Annotated in this window: 25 protein-coding genes; all 25 read right to left on the reverse strand. The window is 44.8% G+C overall.

Annotation, left to right across the window (positions count from 1 at the left end; genetic code table 11):
- Positions 1-103: 103 nt before the first annotated feature.
- The 25 genes from AC4JOV_RS06585 to AC4JOV_RS06705 all read right to left on the reverse strand — a co-directional run bounded on the left by AC4JOV_RS06585 (position 104) and on the right by AC4JOV_RS06705 (position 23,954).
- Complete coding sequence (locus AC4JOV_RS06585) at positions 104-1,153, reverse strand: ABC transporter substrate-binding protein (RefSeq protein ID WP_229935938.1); 1,050 nt, start codon at positions 1,151-1,153, stop codon at positions 104-106.
- The gene (locus AC4JOV_RS06590; protein ID WP_229935937.1) at positions 1,150-1,959 is read right to left on the reverse strand and encodes a substrate-binding domain-containing protein; all 810 of its coding nucleotides are present in this window, start codon (positions 1,957-1,959) and stop codon (positions 1,150-1,152) included. Before AC4JOV_RS06590 ends, AC4JOV_RS06585 begins: the two co-directional genes overlap by 4 nt.
- Complete coding sequence (locus AC4JOV_RS06595; RefSeq protein WP_229935936.1) at positions 1,959-3,956, reverse strand: TonB-dependent receptor plug domain-containing protein; 1,998 nt, start codon at positions 3,954-3,956, stop codon at positions 1,959-1,961. The genes AC4JOV_RS06590 and AC4JOV_RS06595 overlap by 1 nt, the downstream gene beginning before the upstream one ends.
- Positions 3,957-4,206: 250 nt before the next feature.
- On the reverse strand, positions 4,207-4,599 hold the full coding sequence (exbD, locus tag AC4JOV_RS06600; protein WP_229935935.1) for a TonB system transport protein ExbD: 393 nt from the start codon (positions 4,597-4,599) through the stop codon (positions 4,207-4,209).
- On the reverse strand, positions 4,592-5,032 hold the full coding sequence (gene exbB, locus AC4JOV_RS06605) for a TonB-system energizer ExbB (RefSeq protein ID WP_229935934.1): 441 nt from the start codon (positions 5,030-5,032) through the stop codon (positions 4,592-4,594). Before exbB ends, exbD begins: the two co-directional genes overlap by 8 nt.
- A gap of 18 nt (positions 5,033-5,050) precedes the next feature.
- Positions 5,051-6,022 (reverse strand): LLM class flavin-dependent oxidoreductase, encoded by a 972-nt coding sequence (locus tag AC4JOV_RS06610; RefSeq protein WP_229935933.1) that lies wholly within the window; start codon positions 6,020-6,022, stop codon positions 5,051-5,053.
- Positions 6,019-7,032 (reverse strand): ABC transporter substrate-binding protein, encoded by a 1,014-nt coding sequence (locus tag AC4JOV_RS06615; protein ID WP_229935932.1) that lies wholly within the window; start codon positions 7,030-7,032, stop codon positions 6,019-6,021. Before AC4JOV_RS06615 ends, AC4JOV_RS06610 begins: the two co-directional genes overlap by 4 nt.
- 2 nt (positions 7,033-7,034) lie before the next feature.
- On the reverse strand, positions 7,035-9,221 hold the full coding sequence (locus tag AC4JOV_RS06620; RefSeq protein ID WP_229935931.1) for a TonB-dependent receptor: 2,187 nt from the start codon (positions 9,219-9,221) through the stop codon (positions 7,035-7,037).
- Entirely contained in the window at positions 9,222-9,830 is a 609-nt protein-coding gene (locus tag AC4JOV_RS06625; protein WP_229935930.1) for a globin domain-containing protein, read from the reverse strand.
- 10 nt (positions 9,831-9,840) lie between these two features.
- Positions 9,841-10,473: a class I SAM-dependent methyltransferase gene (locus AC4JOV_RS06630; RefSeq protein ID WP_229935929.1), complete on the reverse strand. Its 633-nt coding sequence runs from the start codon at positions 10,471-10,473 to the stop codon at positions 9,841-9,843.
- 10 nt (positions 10,474-10,483) lie between these two features.
- Entirely contained in the window at positions 10,484-12,547 is a 2,064-nt protein-coding gene (locus tag AC4JOV_RS06635; RefSeq protein ID WP_491522119.1) for a TonB-dependent receptor plug domain-containing protein, read from the reverse strand.
- A 38-nt stretch (positions 12,548-12,585) separates the two neighbouring features.
- On the reverse strand, positions 12,586-13,362 hold the full coding sequence (locus AC4JOV_RS06640; protein ID WP_229935927.1) for an ABC transporter ATP-binding protein: 777 nt from the start codon (positions 13,360-13,362) through the stop codon (positions 12,586-12,588).
- A complete protein-coding gene (locus AC4JOV_RS06645; RefSeq protein WP_229935926.1) occupies positions 13,353-14,375 on the reverse strand; it encodes a FecCD family ABC transporter permease in 1,023 nt (340 codons plus the stop codon). Before AC4JOV_RS06645 ends, AC4JOV_RS06640 begins: the two co-directional genes overlap by 10 nt.
- Before the next feature lie 63 nt (positions 14,376-14,438).
- Positions 14,439-15,428, reverse strand: a complete 990-nt coding sequence (locus AC4JOV_RS06650) for an ABC transporter substrate-binding protein (RefSeq protein ID WP_229935925.1) — start codon at positions 15,426-15,428, stop codon at positions 14,439-14,441.
- Positions 15,429-15,438: 10 nt separating this feature from the next.
- Positions 15,439-16,155, reverse strand: coding sequence for an energy transducer TonB (locus AC4JOV_RS06655; RefSeq protein WP_491522120.1), 717 nt, complete (start codon positions 16,153-16,155; stop codon positions 15,439-15,441).
- A 349-nt stretch (positions 16,156-16,504) separates the two neighbouring features.
- Positions 16,505-18,307 carry a penicillin-binding protein 2 gene (gene mrdA, locus AC4JOV_RS06660; RefSeq protein ID WP_229935923.1) on the reverse strand — a complete coding sequence of 601 codons (1,803 nt, stop codon included), beginning with the start codon at positions 18,305-18,307 and terminating at the stop codon, positions 16,505-16,507.
- Complete coding sequence (locus AC4JOV_RS06665; protein ID WP_491522121.1) at positions 18,304-18,684, reverse strand: hypothetical protein; 381 nt, start codon at positions 18,682-18,684, stop codon at positions 18,304-18,306. The genes mrdA and AC4JOV_RS06665 overlap by 4 nt, the downstream gene beginning before the upstream one ends.
- Before the next feature lie 70 nt (positions 18,685-18,754).
- Entirely contained in the window at positions 18,755-19,237 is a 483-nt protein-coding gene (locus AC4JOV_RS06670; RefSeq protein WP_229935921.1) for an N-acetyltransferase, read from the reverse strand.
- The gene (gene yihA, locus AC4JOV_RS06675; RefSeq protein ID WP_404820129.1) at positions 19,234-19,857 is read right to left on the reverse strand and encodes a ribosome biogenesis GTP-binding protein YihA/YsxC; all 624 of its coding nucleotides are present in this window, start codon (positions 19,855-19,857) and stop codon (positions 19,234-19,236) included. The genes AC4JOV_RS06670 and yihA overlap by 4 nt, the downstream gene beginning before the upstream one ends.
- A gap of 19 nt (positions 19,858-19,876) precedes the next feature.
- Positions 19,877-20,341, reverse strand: a complete 465-nt coding sequence (gene lptA, locus AC4JOV_RS06680; protein WP_229935920.1) for a lipopolysaccharide transport periplasmic protein LptA — start codon at positions 20,339-20,341, stop codon at positions 19,877-19,879.
- 31 nt (positions 20,342-20,372) lie between these two features.
- Positions 20,373-20,885, reverse strand: coding sequence for a hypothetical protein (locus AC4JOV_RS06685; protein ID WP_229935919.1), 513 nt, complete (start codon positions 20,883-20,885; stop codon positions 20,373-20,375).
- Positions 20,876-21,373: a KdsC family phosphatase gene (locus AC4JOV_RS06690; RefSeq protein WP_229935918.1), complete on the reverse strand. Its 498-nt coding sequence runs from the start codon at positions 21,371-21,373 to the stop codon at positions 20,876-20,878. Before AC4JOV_RS06690 ends, AC4JOV_RS06685 begins: the two co-directional genes overlap by 10 nt.
- Positions 21,370-21,942, reverse strand: coding sequence for an imidazoleglycerol-phosphate dehydratase HisB (gene hisB, locus AC4JOV_RS06695; protein WP_229935917.1), 573 nt, complete (start codon positions 21,940-21,942; stop codon positions 21,370-21,372). Before hisB ends, AC4JOV_RS06690 begins: the two co-directional genes overlap by 4 nt.
- Positions 21,943-21,964: 22 nt before the next feature.
- Positions 21,965-22,747, reverse strand: coding sequence for a septal ring lytic transglycosylase RlpA family protein (locus AC4JOV_RS06700; protein WP_229935916.1), 783 nt, complete (start codon positions 22,745-22,747; stop codon positions 21,965-21,967).
- 109 nt (positions 22,748-22,856) lie between these two features.
- On the reverse strand, positions 22,857-23,954 hold the full coding sequence (locus AC4JOV_RS06705; protein WP_229938357.1) for a lytic transglycosylase domain-containing protein: 1,098 nt from the start codon (positions 23,952-23,954) through the stop codon (positions 22,857-22,859).

Consider the following 23,954-nt stretch of genomic DNA (forward strand, 5'->3'; position numbering starts at 1 on the left):
ATATGCTGTACAGTATCGCATCTCAAGTCAACATAAAAAACTTTTAGATCCCTGGTGCCCCCAGGAAATGCTCTTGGAGTGCGAAAGTTGAGATCGTTCATACTCAGCGTTCGCCGGTATCCGGTTCAAACCCCGCTCCCATGATCGCATCAAGCTGGACATCCGTTAAAGCTATCCCTAAGAAAAGCCGGTAAAAGTCTTTTGCCTCCTCTCTGATATCAACCGGGTAGGCTTCAGGATGAAAAACAGTGAGCAGCCACTTCAGTCCCAGCAGTTTCATAAACGAAGGCGGCCTGTCGAACCAGCTGAAAGGCCCTTTAGGGATCAAATAGACCTTTTTCTCTTTCACTGCATCAATAAACTGCCATTTTTTATCCTGATAGATCTTTTGGTAAAAGTCTTTATTGAATACCAAAATGATCTCAGGGTTGTACTGAAGAAGCTGTTCAAAACCGATGCGCTGCCTACCAAACGCGCTTTGGATGGCACAATGGTGTACATTTTCTCCACCCGCCAGTGTGATCAGTTCCGAATGCCAGGAACCGTCACACTCTGTCTGCAGACCGTCGATCCCCTCGGCATAGTAGACTCTGGGCTTTCGGGCAGCCGATACAACTACTTTTCCAGCCTCTTCGAGCGTATCCCGACCATACCTATAAAGTCTTGCCGCCCTTTCTTCATTCCCCGTGATCTTCCCCAGGTAGGGAAAAGTTTCGACCAGCTCTTCCAGAGTGTCCGACTTCAGATAGAAAAGCGGAATCTCCGTATGTCCCAACGCTGCTTTGATTTTTGATTCACCCATCTGCTTTTGGAACTCCGACAGCAGTATAAGGTCAGGTGCCGTTGCCAGGATCATTTCGCTGTTAGGGGTGCGTCCCTGTCCGAACCATCCGCCAAGTACTGGCAGGTTCACAGTTTCCTTATCAAGATACGCTGCTTCGCCCTGCTGAAACGGAAAATTCAATCCGGCAATTTTACTTCTGTCAATGGCAATCAATGAGTATAAAAGAATCGGACTGGAAGCATAGATCTTGTTGATCTTGTCCGGAATTATCACTGTTCTGCCCAGCATATCTTCCACACTCTTGGCATGAAGCTGGACTCCGGAGAAGACCACTGTCATGGCCAGCAGCTTTACTATAACCTTCCTCATCGCGACACCTCCTTCATCTTAAGCGGGAAAAATACCGGGACCTTAGGGAAGTCATTGAGCCTAAAATTCCGGATAAGCGTTTGCACTTCGTGTGAGACCAAGAACTGCACCAAAAGCTTGGCACTTCGGTAGCGTTCTTTTCCGATCCGGTCAATGGTACCTGCCGCCGCAAGATAGGGTCTGTGCAGCGCTTCTGCATCAATCATATACCCTTTGATCTCAGGATTGGAGTGTTTTTTCATAAGAAAAGGGATCACACCGAAGAGCGTATAGGCCTGATGGGAGACGACATCCTCCAAAAAGCCCTGCTTTTTTTCTGTCAAAACGACTTTTGGATGGAACCCGTATCGACTGCCCAACCCATGAAAGACCTCAAAGGTTCCGCCGCTCAGGTGTATCATAAACGTACTGTTGGAATCCACGATTTTATTCAGCGCAGCCTCCAGAGTATCGCTATCGCTGATTTTGGCAGGATTTGATTGTTCGGAGAGAAGCATCTGGGCATTGTGTATCCAGGGGGTCAGCCCTTCGATCATTCCGTCCGATGCCAGATTTGAGATCGTATCGCTGGAGTGCATCGTAATAAAGTCGACAGGATCCTTTCGCGTATAGGCGTTTAATACCCCTTTGGGTCCGGTAACGACCAGTTCGGTTTGAATCCCGTATCTCTTTTCAAAAGCAGTAGAGATCTCTTCCCACAAACCGCTCATGGTGATACCGCCGATCACTGCAACACGCAGTGGTTTGGCATCGGCATACAGATTTACCGAAAGCAATAAGGTAAAAATTAAAATGATCTTTTTCATTAGAATTTATATTGCATAGTGACAAAGAATTCTCTGCCAGGCATCGGGAATGCACTGTCATAGGCATAATATTTATCCGTAAGATTCTTGACACCCAATTCAGCAGTAAGATCTTTCGACGGTCTGTAGATCACTTTTGCATCCAAGGTAGTAAATGTCGGATTGATCACATAGGTACGGTCCATTTTTTGCTCATATGCCCCTTTTCTCATTTTGATATTTCCATAGAGTGACAGGTTTGATGTAAGATCTTTTTGCGCATAGGCAAAGAGCTGATGTTTTGGTACATCGGTGAGTTTTGCACCGTTATTACTTTTGTTGACCAGAGAGAGGTAGGTATAGTTACCCCCTACCTTGAAATCATCGTTTTGATAGTTTATATCCAGTTCGATACCACGGTGTTCGAACTCACCGATATTTTGATTTTGGGAGAGATCATCCCTGGTATCCGTCGTACCGTTATCGTCGACCACTACACTTTGTATCGCATCATCCACGCTTGCGATGAATCCGGTAATACCTATATCTGTATTTTGCATCTTTTTATGATAGCTGAGTTCATAATGTGTAGATTTTTCCGACTTCAAGTCCGGATTCGGTATTGCTGAGCCGAGTCTTCTACTGTATCTGTCCTTCATGGAGGTGAGATAGGTTTTTCGTGCGATGCTCGCTCTGAAGATAGTGCTTCCGTCCGGTTTATAGAGCAATGCAATTTGCGGGTTGAAGGTGTCCTGTGACCCTAATGGAATCCCCTCTATAGCAGAGTCTTCGTCATAGGCATACTCCCCCTCTTTCCGGTCATAACTGATACCAGCCAGTAGCTCCATCTTCTCAGAGATCTTGTAGACATCTTCGATACCCAAAGAAAGTGTGTTGTCTTCATACTTTTCTGTCAGTGTTGTCGTCGAGTCAGTTTTACTGATGTCGTATCCGCGGTGTACATCGGTTTTATAATTTGCAGACAATGTCAGCATATGTTTCCCGATCTCCGTTCCATAGGAGAGCCGTGCACCATAACTATAGTCATCATATTTGCTTTTGAAAGTGAATCCTTTGTTATTGAAGGTACTGTAGGTATCATCTGCATAAGAGTATAGAGAGTTCTTAAACTTGTCATAATAGAGTACAGCTTTCAGATAGCTGTCATCGAAGATTTTTTGACCATTGAGATAGATAGTCTCTTTATCCCAGTAAGGCCAGTCCCAATACTTCTCCTTGCTGAAGTCGGTATCTGTTGCAGGCGGTTGCTGTTTCTCCCCTTGCTGATTGATATATCCCAATGCTACCTCTGCAGTCTCATCTATGAGATATCCTGCTTTCAGGTTGATCTTCTGATCTTGTGTTTCAGAACGCAGACGGTCTCCTGAGGGCTGATAGGCAGTTGGTTCAAAATCATCACTCAGTCTGAAATGGTCCTGGTTGGCATAATTCGCACCCAACTGGATATAGTATTTATCCTGCAGTGTCCCCACATTTAACGCACTTACCTGTCGTGCAAAGTTAACATTACTGTCAAACACAACATGGCTTTTGAGAGAGCCTTCCAGCGCTTTGGTAGGTTTTTTGGAAATGATATTGATCACCCCGCCCATCGTATTGGCACCATAGGCAACAGGTGAATACCCTTTTGAGACGTCGATCTCTGCGATATCTGTAGTCAGGAAACGATCATAGTCAAAGTTCCCATCGTAAGGTACATAGACCGGCACTCCGTCGATAAATACCCCTATTCTTCTTGCATCAAACCCTCTGATATAGAGCGTTGACTCTGCTCTCCCTCCCTGTATCTCCTGGGTAATCCCGCTGACATTGTCCAGTGCTTCGCTTACGCTTAACGCATTATCACGTTCTATGGATTCTTCGGTAGTTGTTTGTTCAAATACTATGTTTTCATCCAATTCACTGGTAACAGTGACCTTCCCCAGATCAAATGCCTCTGCATGGAGGTTTGGTGCCAATAGAGCGGCAACAATTCCCGATAAGACGATTTTTTTCATTCATACTCCTTGGAATGTACAACCATTATATATTTAATTATATAACGGTAGTCAAAAAAATATTTTTCCCGTATGGATTATAGCATTATATAATAAAATATATAACGTTACGGATTAAAATAATTGATTAATTATTAATCTCTTTTCCTTTTCTTGTATCATGCGGAGAGCGAAGTGAAGCATATGAAAAAGTTTTAAAAAACCTATATAGTCAAGAGTACTACACTACACTTCTCTATTTGCCTTTCCTCTACTTTTGGGTCACAATATACAGTTTCTCATGTTTTAATGCTTTTAAGATATCCATCACAGTCACAAAGTCCTGAAACCGTGACGCTTTATCACTGCGAAGTACGACTGCCTGCTCTTTGCTGAGTGTAGAGAGTTTCTCTTCCAGATTTTTCAGATCCACTTTTTCTTTTTCAAAAAAAAGTTCGCCTTTGGCATTCACATAGATACTTACCTCTTTTTTCTTCTCTTCCTTGTCGGCTTTTTGTGCTTGCGGCAGATCGACAGGGATAATCCCCTGTTTGATAAAGGTAGCTGTGGTGAGTACCATCACTAAGAGTACCAGCATAATATCAATAAAAGGGATCACATTGATCTGATCAAATCGTTTAGGCGCTTTTTTACATTTAGCCATAATAGACATCGAACCTTGTTAGTATTTTCTCTATCTTTCGTAGTGCGATGGTATAAAAGAGGATCGACGGGATTGCTACCACCAGCCCCATTGCCGTTGCTTTCAGAGCAAGTGCCAAGCCCGTCATGATCGCCTTGGTATCCACCGCACCGGTATCACCCAAAGTATAGAAGGTGAGCATAATCCCGAATACGGTTCCCAGAAGTCCCACATAGGGTGCATTCGAACCGATAGCACTGATAATACTGATATTATCGGTGAGATCTATCTCCAGAAGATCTCTATGCTCATACTCCTCCATACGCACCCTTTTGAAAAATATCATTCTCTCAATAAAGAGCGACAGGGAGATGATACTCATCAAAATAAGCGCTCCCATCACGCCATAGTCGACCGCATGTTCACCGTACATTAAAAAGTTGATATTGTCCATACTCTCTTCTCCTTTCTTTTATTTGATGTGTGGTTGTATCTCTTGGCTAAATCTCTTTAGCATCTCTCGTGTCTGCGTCGTATCCGATGAAGCGACTTTCAGTACCAGATGGAGGTTTTTTATCTCCCCGCTTATCTTCTCTATCTCTGCTTGACACTCCTCCCTGTTTCCCAAAATGGCATTGTCCAAGAAGTTTTTCCCGTCAAAAAACTGAAATCGTTGATCCCGCAGAGCGCTGTAGTTTTCCTGATGAAAATTCGGGCGTTTCTCTTTGGATTTTACCGCACGCATCGACTTGATAAAATGGTCCGTAGCCGGCAGTGCATTTTGATAGGCACTCTGATAGTCCTCATCCATATAAAATACACGCATCAAGACAACTTCGGGATACTCTCCGGCAATCTGTCTGTATAGCTCCTGCGCATCACTACACTGCTGAAGCGTTGCCCCCTGGGAAAACATCAGACCATACCCCTCTTTTGCGGCATACTCGATGGTTTCATTCGTAGAAAACGTAGCGATATAAAAAGGGATGCTCTTTTGCAGGGGTTTGGGCTCCAGGATCGGATTGCCATAGAGCGTATCGCCTATCTTGTCAACACTATCAAACATCTCTTGACGCAGATCCTGGGGAGATTTCTCAAAGAGATCGATATCATAGGCAAAACCGCCTTTGGCAAAGCCTGCGTCAATACGTCCCGAAGAGAGGTTATCAAGCGTTGCGATCTCCTCTGCCAGACGGATGCTCTGATAGAAAGGTGCCAGGAGTGCTGCACTTCCGATGCGGATACGTGTGGTTCTTGCCGCGAGTGCAGCCATCATCAATGTAGGGTTGGGGATCACGCTGAAACCGTTAAAATGGTGTTCGGCGAACCATACTTCATCAAAGCCCAGTTCCTCCGCATAGACGCCCAGTTCTATATCGTTTGCTATGGTTGTACGGGCGGAACCTCCGTAGTTCTCTGTCAATAAAAAAATTCCTAATCTCATCGTATATCCTTTGTTCTGGCAAAAAAGCTTTGATATGCTTTCTCTTGAAGTGTGTAGTTGTAGAAGTCTTTAAAAAAGTCTTCGGCTTCTGCTTTCAGGTCGATCGTCTGCATCTCTTCGGGATAGAGCACTTTTGCCAGCCATAAAATTCCCAGGATCGACTCAGGCGAAGGACGGTCCCACCAGAATCCACCTACCGGAGAGAGGTAGACCTCCCCGTTTCGAACGGCGGTGAGATTCTTGTACATCGGGTTTAAACGCAATGATTCGGGGGATGTTCTGAAGTTTTTATTGTTTGAGATGATGATCACGTCCGGGTTAAATGCCAAAAGCAACTCTGAGGAGATATCCCCTTTTACCTTCAACCCTTCGGCGATATTGATACCGCCTGCATGCGTAATAAAATCATCCCCCCACCATCCTTTGCCTTCACTCGATATGATATGTGAACCGTTGACATAAAGCACTTTTTTTCTCTGCGCTTTCGGAGGCAGTTTCTCTTCTACACTTTGCAGTTTCTCTCTCCAGTAGGCGATAAGCCCGTCTGCTTTTTTTTCTCTGCCTAGAAAGATCCCTACCTGATGAAACTCATGCAACAGAGTGTCTACCGTATGGCGCCCTATCCCCAGGGTAAAGAGGGGAATACCGAGCGCTTCTATCCTCTTATTGGTTTTTAGCGATGTTACACCGGCGAAGACAAGATCGGGTTTCGCCTTTATAAGTGTTTCAAAATTGACATCGTTAAATGTACCGATCGTCGGCTTTTGGGCCAATTTGGGATAGATCTTTTCAAAAAACGGAAACCGTTCTGCTCCGGGGTATGCCATAATGGCGTCTTCTCCCAGAAAGAGTGCTACCTGTTGTACCGCACCGCCATAGCAGGTGATCGCGATCTTCTCTTTTGTCTTGGCAGGCGTTACCCGTTTATGGGTAAAATCCTCTGTTTTTGGAACTCTGTTCTCACCCCAGACAAAAGCGAAGAAGAGAGTAACGACAATAAACAAACGCATGATCAGTACTTATAGCTCAGTGATATAAACACGGTTCGAGGAGCGCCGACGGTATAGGTCGTTTCAGGTTTTACATTGATCTCTGAAGCACTGAAGGTTGAGATATACGCCTCATCCAAAAGGTTGGTACATGCCAAAGAGAGACTCAGTGTATGTTTTTCATCTATTTTGAACTCTTTATTGACCGAAAGATCTACGACATAGTGAGAATCGACACTATACTGATGCTCCACATCAACATAACGTTTGCCCAGATAACGCACAATCGGTACGATGGTATACCCGCCCAGTTCATACTCTGCTGCGAGATTTGCATAAAAGAGCGGTACATCCGGAAGTTGATTGTCTTTTGATGCTATAAAGGCACCGGCTGAAGACTCTATATCGGTTGTAAACGCATAATGGTTATAGGTTGCAGCCCCTTTGACGAAAAGATTGGAGAGCAGTTGATACCCTGCACTCAACTCTATCCCGTAAGACTCGGCTTCTGCTGTGTTTTGCTGATAAGTGTAATCGAGTACCGGATCATAAAACGTTCCCCCGACATTTTTCACTTTTGAATAAAAAAGTGTAGCAGTGACGGAGAAGTCTGATCCCTCATAGGTATACCCTATATCAACATTATCTGACTCTTCAGGCTTAAGGTCACTCCACATCTTTTGCAGGAGTGCTTCATCTTCTCCGATTGCGGAGTAGTACTTGAGCATACTTCCGCCGAACCCATAACTCGGTGTGTTGTAGTTACGTCCGTAGCTTGCTTTGAGATAAGCGCTCTCATTGAGATAGTGTATGATTCCGATATTCGGTAAAAATATCTTATGGGTTTGTGAAGGGAGTATAAAATCAACGTCCGAAACCTGGGAGAGTGCACGCTCATAACTGACATCCCCGATACCTGCCGTGTCGTAACTTACAAGCTCCGGGGCACCCATCCAGAGATATTTCAACCCCGCATTCAAGATCGTCCTCTCAAACCGTTGTTCATAGGTAAGGTATGGTGCGTTAAATGTATGATTTTCATTGACTTTGATAATGCGTTCCCATTTTATAAAATCCATCGTTGCCGCATCGCGCAGCTTTCTACTTGTCGGTGGTCCCGGAGGCTCATCCTCCTGGTACCAGTAGCCTACTTTTATTTTTGCATTGTCAAAGGTGTGTGCATATTCCAACACTGCGCCATAAGTATCATGGTCTACCAACCAGTCAATCACTTTTGTTCCGCTTCCCGAATAACGATACCCTTTGTCATTTAAAAAATAGGGGCGAAAAGTGATCGTATCTTCTTGAGATAATGGAACTTTTAGTTTCCCCAGGAGTGTATAGGTTTGAAAATCCTGTTTGTTTCGATCGTAGTATCTGCTGTCCTGTGCAGGATCGCCTGTCAATTCCGTATTGTAATCATACTTCCTGTAGCGGGAGAGATCCTTGCTCTGCTCATAGGTCAATCCCCTATAGTTATGTTTTTTTTCATCATTGTAGATCGTGTACACTTCCCACTCAATCTCCTGATTTGAGCTGCTTGCCACTCCGGCAGCAAAGTTTTTACGGTTCGGAGATTCCCCTTTGCCTTTAAACTTATCTGCTTTCGTCAATGATCCGGAGACAAAAAACTTTGCACTGTCTGCTATCTCGCCACTGTCTACACGCAGATAGGTTTTTCTGAAATCATAGCTTCCCAATGCCTGTTTGAACTCAGTAGAAAACGTGCTTGAGGGTTTTTGCATTTTCATATCAACCATCCCATTGTCACTCCCGTACCCGAAACCGCTGTCCGCCTTGATAGGGCCTTTTTCCAGAGTGACGCTCTGCACATTCTCGATATCCACCATCGTGGAAAGCCCACCACCGGGACCGATCCCTTTGAGCGGTAAGCCTTCAAGCGTTTCTCCGATATTTCTGTCACCCTTTCCTCTGATTTTATGGGAGATATCCATACCAAAAGGGTCCTTCGTCCGTATATCAACACCTGCTTCGAGAGAGATGGCTTTATAGGGATTGAGCAGTTCAGCACTGCTGGTCACCTCGATCTCTTTTGCATCGACAACCGATCCTGTACCGATACTTGATTCTTCCTGCACCTCTGCCTCAACATTTACCTCGTCTACATCATACGCTTTGGGCTCTGCATAGAGCACAGTGCATAGCAGTGATGAGGTCAATAGAGACAATACAATCCTTCTTTTCTCCATTTAATTCCCTTCCCTTGTCATAAACTCATGTTTCACTTCCTGCCAGTGATGCCGCTTGATCGCCTCCATATTGGTGCGGCGGTTGATCATACGGATAGAGAGAGGTTCGATCCAGTTCCAGAACTCCTCGAGATGCGCTTTCGGAAAGTTGATCATTTTGAGTGTCTTTTTATACATGGCCAGCCAGATCTCCCTGTCCTGTTCATCGATAGGCACCTTGAAATGTCTCATTCTCAGATGAGGCTCTCCATGTACAGAGGTAAAGATATCCCCGCCACCCAGCGCTTCAACAAAAAAGTCGGCACTTTTATCGATCACCATCTTCAACGCCTCTTCATTGGCAGGAAAGAGTTTTCCCACCTTTGTTTTCAGTAACAGTGTATGGTGATGCTCCACCATCTCCCTGATCTTCATCTCCCCGATAGTATTGAAAATTCTGTTTGAAGGAAAGGGAACGGGAGGATAGATAATATCGATCATAGAGTCAACCACCCGTACTTCATCTCCTCCAAAGCCTCTTTTATCTCCTCTCTGCTGCATCTGGTTTACCTGTGTAAACGAATTGATCCTACCGTTTTGGCAGCTGTTATTTTCTATCTTAGTATTCATCTCTTCCCCTTTATTTAATAATATGTACCCAAAAACCGCTCTCATCATCGATAACCTCGGAGTGGGCTGCGTTGAGCGCACTCAAGATATCCGGCAACAGAACTTTTTTACGCTCAAACGCCTCCTTTGGCGGACGTTTAGCCCCTTCCCTATCCATTTTTTGAGCAATCTCCTTACGCAGCGTTGCATTACCGAAGCCTCCTCCGATATAGGCGTGGCCGCCCTTTTTCAAAACACGAAAGATCTCGCTAAAAGCCCTCTCCCAATCCTCCCAGAACGGGGCAGAACCGCGACTGACCACCAGATCCATCGTGTTGTCACTGAATTGGAGTCGGTGGATGTCCCCTATTTCGAACTCGCTGCGATCGAGTAACTTCTCTTCACTGACATACCCTATTGTAAGGTCAATCATCTCGGGAGATTGGTCAAAAAAGGTGATATCAAGATCTGTCCGGTTTGCCAACGCACGCCCCAGTGCCCCCGTACCGCATCCGACATCAAGACAATACCCATTAACCATCCCTGTTCTCTCGATGATCTGCTCAGCGATCACCGGATAGATAGGCGCGAAGAGCTCCCGGGAGATACGGTCAAATCCTTTAGGGTCACTGCCGCCTCTATGTACTTTTTGATTACTCTGCATCTTCTCTCCTTTAAAATTGAAGCGTTACTTCCAAACCGAGTGTACGGCCACGGTCATAGTAATACCCTGTAGTATATTTTGTTGCGTAATGGTTGTTTGTAAGGTTGCGTCCGTAGAGTTTCGCAGTAGCTAGCATCCCGTTATACTCAAACGATCTGGCCACATTGGCATCAAAACGCGTATAGTCGCCCAAATCGGCATCCGAAAGGCCCATCGGGCTTTTGGAACTGGTATAACCGCTTACCTTTTTCCCCGAGAGACTAAAAAGATAATCCTCCCATTTATGCGAGACCATGACGGTAAACGTATCTTCCGGGACGATGACCCCCACTTCATCCTTTACATCGGCAAAATCTTCAGTCTTTTTAGAGAGGATTCTTGTCCATGAAAACTTGTAGTTTGTAGATGTTGCGATATTCCCTTTGAGAGTCACTTCAACCCCTTTTGTGTGGGAGTTTACCTGTTGGTAGTAGTAGTACTCTTCTCCGTCAATGAGGTAGGTATTGGATGTTGCACGTTTCTCATTTTCTATATTTGTATCAAAGTAGGTAATGAGTGAATGAAACGCGCGGTCAAACTTTGACTCGAGTGAGATCTCATAACGTGTCTGTTTTTCAGGATCAAGTCTGCTTCCGTCCTGGGTCTGCAGGGTAAAATCACCCGACACACCCTGGTCGCCGTAAAAGTAACGGGCACTCAATATCTGTGTATCCAGGATGTTGTAAACGGCACCAAGGGTAATGATGGATGCGGGTGCCAAATCTACATCGTTGTTCGCTTCAGGGCTTGCTAACGCTTCGGACTTAGCCGCAGTAGAGTCTTTTATGTGTTTTTGGTCCCATCTGTATCCTGCATCGACGACAAGATCACCATCAAGTAGACTCTGTTCTACAGAGGCAGAAGCTCCCATAATGGATGTATCGTATTTTTTATATGGGTTATAAAGGTCCGATCCAACCCCGTCACTTGTTACATATTGTCCGCCGAACCGGAATGTTGTATCTCCGAATGTCGCGTTGTGACGTAGACTGTAAGATTGTGTTTTCTCCTCATACTCACGTGTTGACGCTGCATCAGAGGCAAAGTTTTCATTATGTTCCAACTGCTCATACTCTGTATGTGCAAGAGAGAAAAGTGTCACTTGCCCTTCACTCCAGATCATACTACCATCAAGTGAAAGAAGTGTAGTTTTGACAGGATCGTAGTACCACTTTGCATTATCAAGCGTTCCGTCATGCTTTACACCCCTTTGCATCTCCAAACGGCCGCTGTCCTTATAGGCCATAAAATTCAGGTTGAATCTTCCGTTATTGACTCCTCCGTTTACCATACCTGAATTGCTGTCTGTCCCGTCAAACCAGGTTGATTTGCTTTTTCGGTCAAAACGCGAGACCATGGCTCCCAGATATCCGTTCCACGAATCACTCTCTCCAAATCGTGTCCCCGCATAAAGTGTCTGCCCGTTCGCAGTGGGCTGACTCACTGCTTTTTCGATAAAAGCACTGAAGATACCCTCTGTCTTTTTGGGTTGTTTGGTACGTATAATGATATAGCCTATATTGACACCGGAGCTGCTGTTGGAAGCACCCACATTGATAGAGGGAGCGATCGATAGTGCGGTTGCACTTCTAACGATCTGGATCTCCTCTATGGCAATGAGCGGAAACTTGTAGAGCATACGCGTTGCTGCAGGGGGAAGGATCGCCCCGTCTACGATATAGGTGATATTGCTGCTGCCGCGCATTTTGAGATCAAATGGGCTACGGCGTCCATGGTAGCTGAGATCGATCCCCGTTGCTTTGTTCAAAAGATCGATCAGATCTTTCGGGTTGTACGCTTCGATCTCTTTCTGTGTAAGAACCTCCGTCCCTGCTTTTGTACTTTTCTGTATCTTATAGAGATTGGTACTGCTTTCCAGCTTCAGATCATCCCGTGCAGAGATGTCGGCTTCGACATCGACAGCATCAAGTTCTGTTGTTTGTGCATCCAATGCCGATGTAAGCAAGGTTGCTGTTATTAGACTTAAATATTTTATTTTCACTTTTTCCCCTTTGGTTGATTTCTGTTTTTTCATTATATTTACAACTATATAACGGTAATGAAATTTTTTTCTTATCTAAAGATCGGTACACATCTTCGCTGCGCATCATGTGTGATGATCTCTGCCTGGATCCCATAGACTTCTGCGATCATATCGCTGTGGATCACCTCTTCCGGAGTGCCGTTTTCAATAATTTTCCCTCCATTCATCACGACTACACGACTGGATACCAAGAGTGCATGGTCGGGGTAGTGTGTCGTCTTTAAAAAGGTATACCCCTCTTTGGCTAAAGAGTTTATCAGTTCCAGCAGACGGATCTGATTTCCGTAGTCCAGCCCGTTGACAGGCTCATCCATGATAAAAAGATTGACCTCCTGGGCAATCGCCCTCGCCAGAAGTACCAGCTGTTTCTGTCCGCCGCTCAGCTGTCCGAAGGGACGCTCTTTTAATTCAGCTATCCCTACACGATCCAGTGCCTTTTCTGCGATCTCATAGTCTTTTGCAGAAGGAGATGCAAAAAAACCAAGCTTTGAGATACGCCCCATCACGACCATCTCCACTACCGAATAGTTAAACGGCACATTATGGTACTGAGGGATATAGGCGATATGTTCTGCGATCTCCTTATGGGAGTAGTGATCTAAAAGTTTGTCGTGAATTTTGATCGTCCCTTTCGAATCCAGAAGTTTCAGTATCAGGCGGATCAGGGTACTCTTCCCGCAGCCGTTGGGTCCAAGCAGTGAGACCACTTCTCCCCTGTAGAGCTCAAAGTCTATTCCTTTAAGCACCTGATGTTTTTTATAGGAGAAATGAAGATTTTCTATCTCGATCATCGGTGTTAATTCCATGCTGCCCTCGCATTTTTAAGTACTATGATAAAGATCGGTATTCCGATCAGTGAAGTAAGGATCCCTATAGGGATCTCTACACTGAGTGCCAGACGTGACACCGCATCGGCTGCAAGCAGAAAGAGACCCCCGACGATCGCACTCAGCGGAACCAGCAGCTTATGGGAAGGTCCTATCGCCATGCGGATGATGTGCGGGATGATCAGTCCTACCCAGCCGATGATCCCTGCCATGACCACAGCCAGTGAGCTTGCAAGCGTTGCCAGAATGATCGCAATAATGCGGATCAGTGTGACATTGACACCCAACGCTTTTGCCTCTTCATCCCCCAGGCTTAAGAGATCAAAATATTTACTCATAAAGATCATCCCCGCAATACTCATCAGGATCGGTACCGCAACAAGCAGGACTTCATAGAGCTGTGCCATGGAGAGCGAGCCCATCAGCCAGTAGACGATCGCAGGGAGTGTCGAGTAGGGATCGGCCACATATTTCAGTACAGAGAGCAAAGCCGTAAAGAGTGAGCCGCTGATCACCCCGCCAAGTACCAGCATCACTGTAGAGCGTGAGCTGGTCACCATGGAGCCGACAAAGACAGCAAATCCGACTGCGATAAACCCGAAACTGAAGGAGAGTACCTGTACCACAAGCCAGTTCTCACTGATAAGCATCCCCAGGGCTGCACCGAACGATGCACCACCCAGAACCCCCAATATACCCGGAGAGACCAGCGGGTTGACAAACATTGCCTGGAATACTGCACCGCTGGTCGCAAGAGCCGCTCCGATCAGGATCGCCAAAATAATACGCGGCAGACGAATCTCTACAATAATGTTGTGGATCAGTTCTATATTGTATGTTTCATTCCCGGGTCTATCGAACAGAAGGTGCTCAATATAGGCCTGGAACACCTCCAGTGTAATCGGGTACTGCCCCCACAAGAGTGAAAAAACGGCAAAGAAGCTGAGCAGTACAACTCCGCCGATAATATATCTTCCCTCTCTCAAATGCATCTAATAGCCTTATGGTGTGAAGCAGCTAGTATCAATAGAAAGCTTCTGTATTTTTCTCTCATCCTATTTCTCCCCTATGATCTGTTTGATCTCTTCTTCGGTAGGTTCAACCCCCAAAAAGAGCTTGTAGAACTTTGCTATCTGGGCATGAAGATCCACCCCATATACCTCAGGGTGGAACATCTTTGCCACCCACTCTATCCCGATAATACGCATAAAAGAGGGAGGTCTGTCGATCCAGTTAAACGGAGTGTCAGGAACAAGGTGTACCCTATGGTTCTTCACCGCTTTCAGATGCTTCCAGAGCGGATTGGAGTGGATCTCCCTGTATACCATTCTGTTTTGGGCAATGATCACTTCAGGGTCATATCCTATCAGTGTCTCGAAACTGATACGTTCCAGCCCGCGCAGATTACTCTGCATACACTTATGGACATTCTCGCCGCCGGCATAGTTGAGTGCTTCAACATGGATCGACCGGTCACACTCTGTTGCCAGCCCGTCGTTACCCTCGGCATAATAGTATCTTACAGGCCTGGTCCCCTCCAATGACCTTTTCAGATACGCCAAGCGCTCTTTGGTATACCGGGCCAACGCCTCTCCCCTCTCCTCTTCGCCGATCGCGCGTGCGACCAAAAGGATAGAGGATGGCATCGCATCGATCTTGCGGAACGGGACGGTAAGCGTAGGAATATTGGTTTTTTTGAGCTCCTCTGAAAACTTGGTAAGGAAAGGGAGGTCTTCCCAGATCAGGATCAGATCAGGAGAGTATTTTAAAATGGACTCCAGGTTCGTCCCTGAAGTTGCTGACGGGAAGGAACCGATCACCGGCAGCTTCAGAAACTCTTTACGCAGGAACTTCTCACTGGCATTGTTATTCATGTTTTTTGCACTGAAATTTACTCCTATCATTTTGTCCGGATTCAGTGCATATAACAGGTAGGTCATAGGCGGGGAGGAACCAAACACCTTTTGTGGTACTTCCTCAGACACTTTTGCATGCAGTGTCAGACTCAAAACGAACAGCAAAAACAGTATTCTCTTATGTAACATCTTTTTCTCCTTATGATTTTTTCAAAGAGAATACAATCGGTATCTTCAACTGCATCTCTCTTGAGAGTCGCGGATACTCTCCGCTGAGATCCTTCACTGTCTCCAGGGCTCGTTTATCCAGCAAAGCACTTCCGCTTTTTTGTACTATGTGTGCTTCCTTGACATACCCCTCTTGGGTTAATACAAAGGTAATATATACGACACCTTCCACTCTCAGGCGTTTTGCCATAGAAGGATAGATAAGTGATCTTTGAATCATTGCTCTTATCTTTCCCAATATACTGGGATCAATGCTTGATGATTGCGCTTCTTTTGGTGCATTCTTATCTATGGAAAGCGATTTTTTTTTCGAATGTATAGGCGATATTTTCTTCTTTTCTTTTTTGGAAACTTTGGGTTTGGAGACCTTTTGAGGTTTTTTGATTTGCTTCTTTTTTTCTATCTTCTTCCTGGGTGCATCCTCTTTTTTACGTTCAGTTTCTTTTTCTTTGATCTCAGGTTTCTTCTTGACTACCTTTTTTTTCTCAACTACCTCTTCCCTGATCGTTTCTTTTTCGGGAGGTTGCTTTTCTATCCTCTCTTCTGTCGGTTTAGGTTCGGGATCTACTTTTTCTTGTTTTAGAGGGTCACTCTCCTCCACTGCTGTATAACTGGAAAGTGAGATAGTAAGCCTCTGTTCAAGCTGTTTGTTCTTTTCTTCTGTTGAGACAAATAGGGTTGCTGCCACTAGAGTGGTATGAATCAACAGAGAGAGTAACAGCGGTAAATATTTCTTAAAACGGTCAATAAACAAACGAATCCCTCCTCTCTATATATCTATTTATATAACGATATGCAGATAAACAACACTGATCTATATCGTTATACTTTATTGTATATAACGATATGCAAAAAATACTCCAACAATTTTGTACGTTATGTTTGTCTATATATAGCGAAGAGTGAATTGTATTCTATTATGCTTAAATTTTATTGAGTCACTATCTCAATTATAATAAGAAAACGGAAATGAAAAACGAGAGTTATCTGCTCTCTTTCCTCAGAGTCAGGGCTTTAAGAACAGAAAAAGGAGAAGATTAAAACTCATCCTCCAATGATTTTTCAAAATAACCGTTCTTATAAAGCCACTTGTAGATATCTGCTGCGATAGGACCTGACGTACTCCCTCCGTGCCCCCCATGTTCCACCAGGACAGTAACGACATATTGGGGATTTTTGTAGGGAGCATAGGTAGTGATCCAGGCATGTGACCTATGGTAATACTCCAGCTCTTCTTCTTTGAGACGCTTTATCGTAGATTGCGGGATAGAAGTGACCTGAGATGTACCGGTTTTCCCCGCGATCACAACAGGAAGTTTGCTGAGCGTACGGTATGCTGTACCTTTGCGTGTGTTACACACTTCATACATCCCCTCTCTGATAATATTCAGATAGCGTTGATGAAAGGTAATCGGTTTACTCTCTTTCTCTACCTCTTGACCGTCAATTACCTGTGCAAGTTTAGGCGTCACCAGCTTCCCGGTCGCAAGCAGAGCAGTATAGCGGGCGACCTGAAGAGGCGTCACAAGATCATACCCCTGGCCTATCGAGGCGATCACCGTCTCTCCCATATACCACGGCTGATTATAACGTTTTTTCTTCCATTCTTTATCCGGGATAATCCCTGCATACTCTTTGGGCAGGTCAATACCGGTCTTTACACCCAGCCCAAACTCTCTGAGGTATTTCGCCATCGCATTGATCCCTACTTTGAGACTTTTGTTGTAGAAGTAGACATCACAACTCTCTCTGATCGCCTTTTTGAGATCGACATTTCCATGTCCCCAACGTGACCAGCATCTGAACTTGTGCTTGCTCTTTCCAAGAGTGATATGTCCTGCACAATACTCTTCGCTCTCCAGTATCCCCTCTTTGGACTTGGCAAATGCCAGTGCCATTCCCATTTTGATGGTTGACCCGGGAGGATAGGCACCGTGAATTACCTTATTGGTGAAGGGTTTATCCACATCCTCCTGGAGTTTACGCCACGCTTTATGGCTGATGCCCCCTACAAACAGATTGGGATCATAAGAGGGATAGCTTACTGCGGCAAGTACCTCTCCGTTTGTACGCATGACTATGGCCACACCGGCATCTTCACCGAAACGCTCATGGATCATCTTTTGAAGGTTGATGTCGATATTGAGCTGTATGTTTTTGTTATCCTTGGGAGGCACTTTCTCCAGTACGTCGATTGCTTTGTTTGTTGCAGTCACTTTACTGACTGTATGCCCTAGTTCCCCCTGCAATACGCGGTTGTACTCTCTCTCAAGGCCGCTTTTCCCTATCTTCCCTATCTCTTTGACTACCGTATCTTTCTCATTCTCTTTCTTGTTTGACTTTCCGGTATAGCCGACGATATGGGCAGAGTACTCTCCGTAAGGATAGTAACGCTTTGTCTCCGCTTCGATCTTGATCTCGGGGTGCAGACTCAATGAAGGGTACGCCCCCATCATATCCGGATAGTGGATAAAATCTACCACCTTGATATACTCATGGTTGTAGGGAGAGTCGGATTTGTTATAGACTTTCATCATCACTGTTTTGTTTAGATCAGGGAACGTCTCCACGATCTTATCGACAATATCTTCCAGCTTTTCGGGTTTTCTTTTCAAATGGGGAAGGATAGAGACTGAAAATCCCATCTGGTTCATCGCCAACAGGTTTCCATGTCTGTCACTGATCTCCCCCCTTACCGGCTTGATAAACTGTTTACGTTCGATATTCTCCTGCGCCAGTTCCTCATAGTAGTAGTTTGATTTGATACTGAGATGGTAGAGTCTGGCGATCATCACTGCCCATATCGCCACAAAAACCAGAAGTATGAATTTATATCTCATAAGACCACCACGATAAGCAGGTCGATCACCAAAGAGTAAAGCAGTATATTATCCAGCATGATCGTAGTATCCTGAAAGATAAAATCATAAGCTAAAAGTGAACCGAGGTAGAAAAAGTCTAAAAGTATCACGGTAATGATCGGTGTACACAATTTGCATTTTCGAAAATGCAGCAGGGAGTGGAAAAAGAGTACATAGATGAGTAATGATGAGATGATCGTCAGAAAAAAAGGCAGAGAAAGGTTGATCTCAAGATTGATAAAATAGACCAATGCAGCAAACACATAGGACTTTTTCTCTTTTTCTATCCCCAGTATCAAAAGGTATCCCATGACACCGATCAATAGCGGTAAAAAGACATAGATAGAGATCAACATCGGGTAAAAAATTATAAAAATGACCGTAAAGGTCCATAATAGAAACGGGAGTTTGAGTGTCCGGTTGTGCTTACGCATCATTCTCCCATTCTGAGAGTTTATAGATCAATGCAACCTCATTACACACCGGAAAGTGGATACACTTGATACAGTCAGCCCATATCTTATGTTCAGGGATCACCTCTTTGTTGATCTCTCTGAAACCGAGTTTTTCAAAAAATACCGGAAGGTAGGTTAATACCAGTACATCTTCCTCCACACCAAGCAATTTCGCTTCATCAAGCGTATACTCAACCATTTGTTGTCCGACATGCTGTCCTCTGTAAGCCTCGTCTACGATAAGGCTTCGAATCTCGGCAAGCCTTTTGGAGTGAATATGCAGTGCGGTGTACCCTACAATCCTCTCACCCTCTTTGGCAAGTACATAGGAGCGGATATTGGTGGCGACTTCATCTTCGCTTCGATTCAGAATCGTCCCCTCTTTTACCTCTTTGGCTACAAGAGATTGCATTTGGGGGATATCACTGAGCTTGGCCTTGACTAACTCTATCACGATTCATCCTCTGCTTCTTTGATATCAAAGATCGTTGTCAATATCTCTTTGTGTACCCTGTCTTGTCCGCTCTTTTTGAGATTGGAGATGGTGATCGCACCCGGAAATTCTCTCTTGAGCTTATTGCGCTCTTTTTGATTCAGTTTGTCTATCTTTGTAAAAACGGTCAGGTAACGTTGATCAGGACGGATAAAATCAGAAATATACGCCTCTACATCATCATCGATCTTCGCATGGGGATGTCTTGCATCCCTTAGGTGTATAAAGAGACGTATCGATACTCTCTCCTTGATGAACTCCACAAGGTTCTTCTGCCAGATCTGTTTCAGGGATTTGGAGACTTTTGCATACCCGAATCCCGGAAGGTCCACAAAACGTACCGGGTAGCGCGCTTCACCATACTTATAGGTCGTCTCAAAGAAGTTGATCAGCTGAGTCTTACCTGGTGTCGCAGAACTTTTCGCCAGGTTTTTACGATTGGTCAGCAGATTCAATGTTGAACTTTTCCCGACATTCGAGCGCCCCAGGAATACCACCTCACTCATATCTTCAGGCAGAGAGTCCTGGATACTCTGTGCTGATTTGATAAACTCTGCTTCTATGATTCTTGGTGCTTCCACTACTTCTCTATCCTTTTTACTATTTTGTCTCTTCTGTTTCAAAAATGAACTTCACCGGTTCTTTTTTATTTCCAACCACGTTTGCTACACCTGAAGTGAGGTCAAGTTTGATATGTTCCCCATTGATGTGACGTTGATTGACCATATCATCTATCTTGGCATTCCCTTTCAAGATATATTTTGACTCCAGTGGGGCATAGACCACTTTGTTGGCACTCCCCTTGTAGAAACGGTTCTCTTCTTTGAACTCAAATGTCACACGGCCGATCGCTTCATACCTTTTGGTCTGATTATTTTCGTCAAAATAGATGATCACTCTATCTCCGTGTATCCAGTTTTTAAGTTGTTTTATCTTCACATTACCGATAAAATGTACCTCTTTTTTCAACCCTTCAGCCTGCATTGCATCTGAAGTGATCTCGACTTTGTCAGCGATCATCAATACCGACAACACGAAAAAAAGAAAGAACTTTATTTTTACCATACTATCGCCTTTCAAGTTTTGTTATTATACATTATTTTTCCAGGGTGTAGACTACTGCTTTGATCTTTTGGGCTGTAACCTTCTTCTTTGTCATATCATAGACCAGGTTTTCTCCGGAAATGACGTTTTCATTTAAATAGGCCTCAAAAGGTGAATCAATTGTGAGAAGCTCCCGTTTTTTGTTGTAGGTGGCCTTCTGTGCCTTGTAGTAAAACCCCTCTTTTTGATTTAACGTAACATTCCCTTCCAACTGAATATAATCCCCTATATAGGTACCTTTTTTTGCCCTTAAAAGATTTACGGTATCAGAATGATAGACGATATCACTGAGTGTCAAGATCTTCTTTTCTACCTCTCCATAGCGGCTATGCGCCAACCCCAATATCTTTTGCGTATCCACCTCTATCAGTCTGGTGTCCCTGAAGGTAAGTTCTTTGGTAAACTCACTCTTTTTCAGCGACTTCTGTTCTATGTTGATCAAGAAAAAACTTACCAATATCAATGTTATGATACCGGCAATGATATGTTCTAGTCTTATGCCCATAACTGCAGATACTTCTCTTCAAGCCCCTCTTGGATGATCAAGCGCTCTATCATCTCTCGTACGGCCCCGTCTCCGCCTTTTTTACTGAGTACCACATCCGCTTCTTTGTCCACATACCTGGATGCATCACTCGGAACAAAAGAGAGTTGTACCGCTTTTAACATCTTGAGATCATTAAGATCATCGCCGATCGCTGCAACATTCTCCATCTTCAGGTCCAGCTTCTCAAGCAGTGACTCCAACACTTCCCTTTTGTTGTGTACCCCTTGATAGAAGTGCTCTATATGCAGCTCCTTGGCACGTCTCTCAACGATCTTGGAGCTTCTCCCCGTAATGATCGCTACCTGTCTGCCCAATTTACGCCATGAGGCGATAGCAAGTCCGTCTTTAACGTTGAATGACTTGATCTCATCCCCCTCTTCACTGTATGTGATACGGCTGTCAGTCATCGTACCGTCAACATCCAAAACGATCAGCTTGATACTCATAGCACACCCTTAGTACTTGGGATACCCGCATTTTCATTGATCGTCACCGCTCTACGCAACGCAACTGCCAATGCTTTAAAGGCACCTTCGATGATATGGTGTTTGTTTTTACCGCGATTGTAGATCAGATGCAGTGTCAGAGGGAGATTAAAGGTAAAGGCTCTGAAAAACTCCTCTACAAGCTCCACATCAAAGTTCCCGACCTTTCCGCCTATAGGCAATTCAAAGACCAAAAAGCCTCTGTTGGAGATATCCAGGTCACAGGTGATACTTGCCTCATCCATCACTACGGTTGCATTACCGTAACGCTCAATGCTTTGAACCGGATAGATCGCTTTATGCAGCGCCTGCCCGATAGCGATCCCTACATCTTCCACCGAGTGATGGTCATCTATATGGGTATCACCCACACACTTCACTTCAAGGTCGATATGCGAATGTTTTGCAAATGCCTCAAGCATATGATCAAAAAATCCGACGCCCGTATCGATCTTTGCTTCACCTTTACCGTAAAGATTCAGCTTGACACTGATCTGTGTCTCTTTTGTCTCTCTGTTTACTTCAATCATTATTTCTCCTCAAACTACAACACTATTTTCTGATGATAAATGCACCCGGCAGATGGAACTTCTCGATAAAATCTCTTGCTTCCTCTTCAGATCTGAACCCCATGAGCCAGACCCGGTATAGCGGTGCTCCGTCTACATTTTCAAAACGTTTAATGACAGGCCGGTAGTGTCTATCCAGCACTCCATACTGCTTCTTGTAGACCTGAGCACCCTGATAACGTCTGAATGCCCCTACCTGCACACCGAAATCCGAGATCATCACACGTTCCTGTGTATGCGTTCTTTGCTGTTTGGCTATGAGTTCCTGCGGTGTGATCTTTCCTGCAAATCCAACCACCTGAATCTCAACACGGGCGATCCCCGAGCGATCCAGTCCCAGTTTTTTACCTGCCGTATAACTACAGTCGATAATACGCCCTTTTACAAACGGACCTCTATCATTAATTCGGACGATCGTACTCTTGCCGTTATCAAGGTTTTTTACCTTCACCATCGTATCCATCGGCCAGGTTTTGTGTGCAGCGGTTTGTCCGTTCATGTTATAACGTTCACCGTTACTTGTCTGTTTCCCATGGAAGTTCGGGCCGTACCAGCTGGAGATCCCTTTCATCTTATCCCCAACCTCTACGAAGGTCGGATGATAACGTTTGCCCAGAACCGTATAGGAGCGCATCGTTGCTTTATGACGGGCTTTGCTCGTATATTTTGTTGCTTTATAGGTACCGCTTCTCTGGGAACACCCTGTAGAGAAGAAGGTGAGCGACACTAAGAGAACGATAGATAAGAAAGAGATGGTTTTTCGCATAGTAATCCCGCTGCCAAATAGTAGTTATCACCGTACCAGGTAAGATGATGATATTATCTCTACATTTGACTTTATCTTAGCTTTTCGCCTATAAAAAGCATCTGTCACTTTAGCGCTGATGGGCTACAGATTCGAATTTTGCTTCTGTCACGGGGATGATCAGAAGCCTCCCTTCTTCCACGTCGGCATTTTGCAGATGATTCACACGTTTGATCTCAGAGACAGTTGCATGATAGTCATCGGCGATTATCTTCAGCGTCTCCCCTCTACTGACGATGTGGGAAACAAAATGATCTTTAGGCGTTTTAACCTCTTCTTCTGCTGGAGGATAGTTCAGATAAAAAAGGATCATTTTTTCATAAGGGATCGTGATCTTGTATTGCTTTGAAGTATCCGGCAATATACGCTCTTGGTATTGGCTGTTCAACCTGAGAAGCGTAGCAGGTTCCATACTGAGCAGTGAAGCGATCTCCTTAAGATTTGTATCCCCTTTGACCTCTACCTGGACGATCCCTTTGGTCTGTACTTCCTTTACAGGTCCGAAGTCGATCACCTCACTCTCTCCTATCATCGCAATCAGAAGGATACGCCGGATATACTCCCTGGTCTCCCCGGGAAGATATTTCGCCCGATCATCTATCAGTATCGCCAGATCGTCGGAACCCGCCTCCCTGATCGCCTGGGAAAGCCTTCCCTCCCCGCAATTATAGGCCATGAGAGCCAGATACCCTTTTCCGAATTTTCTGTAAAGTCTTTGCAGATGGAATACAGCCGCTGTAGTCGCATTGACAGGGTCACATCTTTCATCCCGGCTGTAGGAGACGGTAAGATTGTACTCTTTTGCCGTTGAAGGCATAAACTGCCACAGGCCTTTTGCCTTTTTGGGAGATTCTATATCAGTGAGATAGCCTGATTCTATCATAGGCAGATAGGCCAGAAGATCAGAGAGTTCTGCTTCGATCAGTTGTTTTTGCACCATTGGCAGCAGAAATTCCCCTCTCTGAAGAGAACGCCTGTAGAGAGCGCTGAATTGGGTGCCATGTTCTTCTATATAGTTTTCAAACTCCCGGTTATAGGCATAGGATTCATCGATATCAAACTCGGAGAGAACATAGGCATAAGAGGGATATTTTTGTGGGACAGATATACCGTAAAGAGAGAGCGTAGCCAACCAAAGGGAAATGATAAAGGAGGCTGCGCTTCTCAT

This window comes from Sulfurovum sp. MH2-6, assembly GCF_058374785.1.